This window comes from Moorena sp. SIO3B2, assembly GCF_010692525.1.
GTDB lineage: Bacteria > Cyanobacteriota > Cyanobacteriia > Cyanobacteriales > Coleofasciculaceae > Moorena > Moorena producens.
Window position 1 is genome coordinate 1 of the sequence record NZ_JAAHHE010000791.1, and the last position, 1,771, is coordinate 1,771.

2 protein-coding genes are annotated in these 1,771 nt (G+C 39.8%); one reads left to right on the forward strand and one right to left on the reverse strand.

The genetic code is table 11. The features are described from left to right. Positions 1–231: 231 nt before the first annotated feature. A complete protein-coding gene (locus F6K38_RS41080; RefSeq protein WP_287360584.1) occupies positions 232–819 on the reverse strand; it encodes a hypothetical protein in 588 nt (195 codons plus the stop codon). 388 nt (positions 820–1,207) lie between these two features. Between F6K38_RS41080 and F6K38_RS41085 the strand changes: the two genes are divergently transcribed. Next, the gene (locus tag F6K38_RS41085) at positions 1,208–1,735 is read left to right on the forward strand and encodes a hypothetical protein (RefSeq protein ID WP_287263998.1); all 528 of its coding nucleotides are present in this window, start codon (positions 1,208–1,210) and stop codon (positions 1,733–1,735) included. Positions 1,736–1,771 lie beyond the last annotated feature (36 nt).

The following is a 1,771-nucleotide window of genomic DNA, read 5'->3' on the forward strand; positions in this document are numbered from 1 at the left end:
AACTCATCTTCCTCCTAATTCACAAGTAAATATCTGACAATTATGAATATAAGTTGATGTGCATTTGACATCAGCTGAATTTCTCATGCCTATATTGTAGTGTCCCTCCTCCTTTTAGCTATTCGGGAAATTTTGTCTTGTCTTTTGTACTCTTTTTGATGTCAGATTTGTTTGCTTTAGTTTGTCCAGATTTTTAATATATAAATAGTAATTAATTTTTCTGGACTTGAATCAAAAACGAAAAAAAGCAGACCTTAGTTTATGTCTTGGACCGACTAAACCTACTGGTTCACCTTTAGACCAGACAAGGGCAACAGCATGAGTAAACTCTACTTTGACCTCAGGACGTTGTGAGACCTTCTTGGTAATCTTACCATAAACTTTATGGGTACCTGGATTATTAGGGAAACCCCCATCAATTTTGGATACTCTAGTCTTCCCTTCTTCCATTGTGTGACCTTGGATAGACATGATTTGTCTCATAACTCGTTTACCTTCCGCTTCATCCTTACAATCAAGGGAGAACCGATACCCTTGGTCATCGTTGTAGCTTACTCGAATTTTCCCTTTGTTCCAGTGCATTTGTGGATTAACTAGGGTCTTGTAAATTTTCTCAGCTAATGCTTTAGCTTTTGCCTCTGTAAAGGTTTCGGTCGTTTCATCTACTAATCTGAAAGTAATTTGTGAATTATATTTCCATAAAGGTCTTTTTGTTCTATCATCAATAGTTAACTGAGAAAAGAACAACTTGACTTGAATGTTTTTATATGTCTTTACTTTCTCATAGTCCTCTACTGGCCAGCCATACATTGCTGGCATTAACGTGTGGATATAATTCGTATAAAAAACAAATAATAACATTCTCCCCAGTATTACTAGGACGGGGTCATCTTTGTGAATTTTACAAGCTAGGACGAAGCTCGAATGAGGCTCTGATATATTTTCACTTACTTCACTCCCAAAATGAGCTTTCACGACTTGGTTATGAATCTTTGTGACTACGGATATAAAATGCTCTACTCTATTGAAATTACTTGGTAAGGGCATGGTACAAGTTCCTTTATGATTCAAATTATTACATTTACAGCTTGTCAGTTATTTTTTGGTTGGCTTATATCGGGATACCATCCTATATAGTCTTACACGAGTCTTACATAATTATGCTAATGTAGTCTTACACAAGTCTTACAATACAAACGTATTGGCCATGAAGAGAACTAGTACTAGCACAGTGACCAATGGAGTACTTCATTGCATGAGCGGGCAATGGAGTATTGAAGTTCCTGCCAATGCTTCCACAATGATGGGGTCTGATTGGCATGGCTGGCTCAAAACTAATTTCAAATTCCGGTTTAAGCATGGGACAGACGTCTCATACACTGCTTATAAGCATCAAGATTCGTACTGGAAAGTCCAGCGTCGGGTTAACGGACGACTCCGAAACAAGTACTTGGGTAGCAGTTCGGAATTACATTATGAGCGATTGCTAGACATCGGCCATCAGCTGGCACTACCAGACGAGCTGTATTGGCAAAACGAAACCGGCCAAAAGACCGGCTCGCAAGAATTACGGGAACTAAATTACAAAATCAACGGGGCGAATGACCTGATAGAGCAGTATCTCACCGCCCATGGGAAAGATGCTATGCCCGGGAGTCCTCGTTGGGAGCACCTCCGCCGGTTCCGTCAGTGGCTTGAGATTCGGGGTCTTGATAATCAGGGAGAGACCGAATAAACTCTCGCACTACATCGGTTTTATTTCTTTGAACTA

What these genes read in the sequence shown, in the direction of transcription:
- F6K38_RS41085 (WP_287263998.1), top strand. Translation starts at nt 1,208, where the DNA reads ATGAAGAGAACTAGTACTAGCACAGTGACCAATGGAGTACTTCATTGC.
- F6K38_RS41080 (WP_287360584.1), bottom strand. Translation starts at nt 819, where the DNA reads ATGCCAGCAATGTATGGCTGGCCAGTAGAGGACTATGAGAAAGTAAAG.